Here is a 3,686-nt window from a genome sequence, read left to right on the forward strand (position 1 = left end):
CCCGCCCGCATGCGCGAGCGTGATCTGGCGGCGCGCTTCCATCGCATCGGCCACGTCGCGCGCGGCCGCCGCCACTTCGGCGGACGTCGCGCGCAGCGTGAGCAGCGGCGTCTCGCCGGCCTTGACCACGCCGCGGCCGGCGCGCTCGACGATCTCGAACGCCTCGGAGTTCGCCACCGCGATCACCGACACCAGGCTCGGCGCGGCCTGCGCGACGGCATCCTGATCGAACTCGACCAGCACGTCGCCGGCCCGCACGCGCGCGCCCGCATCGACCTTCGGCGTGAAGCCGCGCCCGCTCAGCTCGACCGTGTCGATGCCGATATGCAGCAGGATTTCCGCGCCCTCGGCGGTGGTGATGGTGACCGCATGGCCCGTGCGCGCGAGATGCGTGACGATGCCCTCGCACGGCGCGACGAGCCGGCCGTCGAGCGGATCGACGCCGATCCCGTCGCCGAACAGGCCGCCCGAGAACACCGGATCCGGTACATCGGCAAGCGGCACGACCGGCCCGGTCAGCGGCGACAGCAACACGAACTGGTCAGGGGATGGCTTTTTCAACTGGGACTCCTCGGCACGTCTCATCGTTCGTCTCGCGGATCAATGCGTTTCGGTGACTTTGTTCAGATGGCGCGGCGCATCGGGATCGCGCCCGCGCGCCACGGCGAGCTGCGCGGCCATCACGTAGAAGGACAGGATCGCGGCCACCGGATCGAGCGCGGCGTGGGCCGCACGTTCGAGCGGCAGCGTCGCGTCGGGCGTGCCGTGCGGCGCGGCGAGCAGGACGCGGGCGCCGCGCGCGCGCATGTCGGCGGCCAGCGTCAGCAGGCCGGCCTGCTCGGGGCCGGGCGGCGCGAACACGAGCAGCGGATAGTCGCGGTCGATCAGCTCCATCGGGCCGTGCCGCACCTCGGCGCTCGAGAACGCCTCGGCCTGGATGCCCGAGGTTTCCTTGAGCTTGAGCGCGGCTTCCTGCGCGATCGCGAGGCCCAGGCCGCGGCCGATCACGATCATGCGTTCGGCGTCGCGCAGTTCGTCCACCGCGGCGCGCCAGTCGAGCGCGCCGGCCTTGGCCAGCGTGTCGGGCAGCGCGCGCAGGCCCGTCATCAGCGCGGCGTCGCGCTGCCAGAGCGCGACGATCTGCGCCGACAGCGACAGCATCGCGATATAGCTCTTGGTGGCGGCCACCGACAGCTCGGGGCCGGCCGCCACCGGCAGCGCGTGTTCGCACGCGTCGGCCAGCGGCGACGGCAGCACGTTGACGGCGGCCACGGTGCGCGCGCCGGCGTCGCGCAGCGCCGTCATGGTGTTGACGAGGTCGGGGCTCTGGCCCGATTGGGAAAACGCGATCGCGAGCTGGTCGCGCACGCGCAGCGGCGCCTGCTGGAGCGTGGCCACCGACATCGGCAGTGACGCGACCGGCACGCCGAGGCGGCTCATGGTCAGGCTCGCGAAATAGCTGGCCGCGTGATCGGAGCTGCCGCGCGCCACCGTCAGCGCGACTTGCGGCGGCGTATCGAGCAAGCGCCCAGCGAGCGCCTCGACGGCGGACTGGTCGGCCAGTTGCGCGGCCACCACATCGGCCGCCTGGCGCGCCTCTTCAAGCATATTCGACAATCGATTCTCCTTCGACGTAGGTCGCGCTCAGGTTCAGGTCGCGGTCGAACACCGCGATGTCGGCCCAGGCCCCGCGCGCGAGGCGGCCGCGGTCTTCGAGGCCGAGGTAATCCGCCGCGAAGCGCGACATGCGGTTCGACACGTCGGCCATCGGCAGCCCGAGCGAGACGAGATTGCGGAACGCCTGATCCATCGTCAGCGTGCTGCCGGCCAGCGTGCCGTCGGCCAGGCGCACGCCGCCCAGGCATTTGGTGACGTGCTGGCTGCCGAGGCGGTATTCGCCGTCGGGCATGCCGGTGGCCGAGGTGCTGTCGGTGACGACGTACAGGCGCGGGATCGCGCGCAGCGCGGCGCGGATCGCGCCGGGGTGCACGTGCAGCAGGTCGGGGATGATTTCCGCGTATTCGGCGTGCGCGAGCGCCGCGCCGACCAGCCCGGGGTTGCGGTGATGCAGCGGCGACATCGCGTTGAACAGGTGCGTGAAGCCGCAGGCGCCGTGCTTGAGCGCGGCCACGCCGTCCTCGTAGGTGGCGAGCGAATGGCCGAGCTGCACGCGCACGCCGCGCGCGGCCATCTCCGAAATGATCTCGATGTGGCCGGCGATTTCGGGCGCCAGCGTGACCACGCGGATCGGCGCGATCGCCAGATAGCGCAGCACTTCGTCGAGCGCCGCCGACACGGCCGCGTCGGGCTGCGCGCCGAGCTTGCCGGGGTTGATGTACGGGCCTTCGAGGTGCACGCCGAGCACGCGGGCGGCGCCCGGCGTGCGGTTGCGGGCGCGCTCGCCCAGTTGCGCGACGACGTTCATCAGTTCGTCGCGCGGCGCGGTCATGGTGGTGGCCAGCAGGCTGGTGGTACCGAAGCGCGCGTGGGTCCGGCCGATCGTCTCGATCGCGTCGCCGCCTTCCATCACGTCGGCGCCGCCGCCGCCGTGCACGTGCAGGTCGATGAAGCCCGGCACGATGTAGGGCGCGTCGTTGGTGGCGGGATCGGCGGGCCGGCCCGTCAGCGACGTGATCCGGCCATTGCCGAATTCGATCGTGCCTTCGCGCCAGCCCTCGGGTGTCAGGATATTTCCGGTCAGCATCGCGTTCACTTGAGTTCCGGTATTGCGGTTGCGAGAGGGAGCCGGCCGGCGGATCCGACGGACTTGGCGTCTGACCTCGATCGCGGCGGCTGTGCTTGACGGGACAGGCGGCGCGGCGGCGGGTTCCCCCGCGCGGTACGCGGCGAGCCGCCCTTCCGTCGAAAGCGAGCCGATTATATAACCAAACTAATACCAGTCAATTTAGTGGGCTCTGCGCTCGCGATTCGCCGAAAAGCCTTGCCACGAGCGTGTTTTAGTTGGCCTATCGTTTTGTTTACTTACGATATTCCGGATCGGGATTTACCCCAATCCTTCTTCTGACAAATCGAACATCGATCGACAAACGAATGCCTTTCGAGATTGATTAATACCAGTGTGGAACCAGTTTTCGATCTGGTATGAACCTGCGTTCGGCACACTCGCTTTCCCCGGATGACGAGAAGATCGCCGATGCCAACGCGGGTCGGCGTGCATGCCGGGGTGCGGAATGCGCCTGCCCGATCGTCGTGCTGGCAGCATGGGGGCCGCCCGAAACGCGCGGCTCAGTGGAACTCGCGGCTCGAGGTTCGCAGCCCGCCGAGCAGCGGCGTCAGGTCCTCCAGATATTGGGCGATCAGGTGCCGCACCTCGTTCTCCGCCTGCCAGACGCCGTACACGGCCAGCAGCTTCGCATCGAGCACCTCGCGGCGCTGACGCTCGATCAGCTCGCGCCGCACGATCACGTTGACGTTGCCGGTTTCGTCCTCCAGCGTGACGAACAGCGTGCCCTTCGCCGTGCCCGGCATCTGCCGCGCGGTGACGATGCCGCAGGCGCGCGCGAGCCGCTTGTTGCGATGCACGCTCAGCTCCTCGGCCGACGCGAGCCGGCGCGCGCGCAGCGCGTCGCGCAGCAGCGCCACCGGGTGACGGTTCAGCGTCAGGCCGGTGGTGCGGTAGTCGGCCAGGATGTCGTCGGCTTCCGACGGCGCGCCAAGCTCGGGCC

4 protein-coding genes are annotated in these 3,686 nt (G+C 69.9%); all 4 read right to left on the reverse strand.

Annotated elements, in window-relative coordinates; genetic code table 11:
- The coding region (locus G3N92_RS31845; protein ID WP_206131512.1) for a PTS glucose transporter subunit IIA at positions 1-585 on the reverse strand (585 nt) is incomplete at its 3' end.
- Positions 586-600: 15 nt separating this feature from the next.
- Positions 601-1,608: an SIS domain-containing protein gene (locus G3N92_RS31850; protein WP_206131514.1), complete on the reverse strand. Its 1,008-nt coding sequence runs from the start codon at positions 1,606-1,608 to the stop codon at positions 601-603.
- Positions 1,601-2,704 (reverse strand): N-acetylglucosamine-6-phosphate deacetylase, encoded by a 1,104-nt coding sequence (gene nagA, locus G3N92_RS31855; protein ID WP_206131513.1) that lies wholly within the window; start codon positions 2,702-2,704, stop codon positions 1,601-1,603. The genes G3N92_RS31850 and nagA overlap by 8 nt, the downstream gene beginning before the upstream one ends.
- Before the next feature lie 542 nt (positions 2,705-3,246).
- Positions 3,247-3,686, reverse strand: a 440-nt coding sequence (locus G3N92_RS31860) for an OB-fold nucleic acid binding domain-containing protein (protein ID WP_339385861.1), incomplete at its 5' end; no start/stop codon positions are given.

Origin of the sequence: Burkholderia sp. Ac-20379, assembly GCF_017104645.1 — a bacterium.
In the GTDB taxonomy this organism is placed as follows: domain Bacteria; phylum Pseudomonadota; class Gammaproteobacteria; order Burkholderiales; family Burkholderiaceae; genus Burkholderia.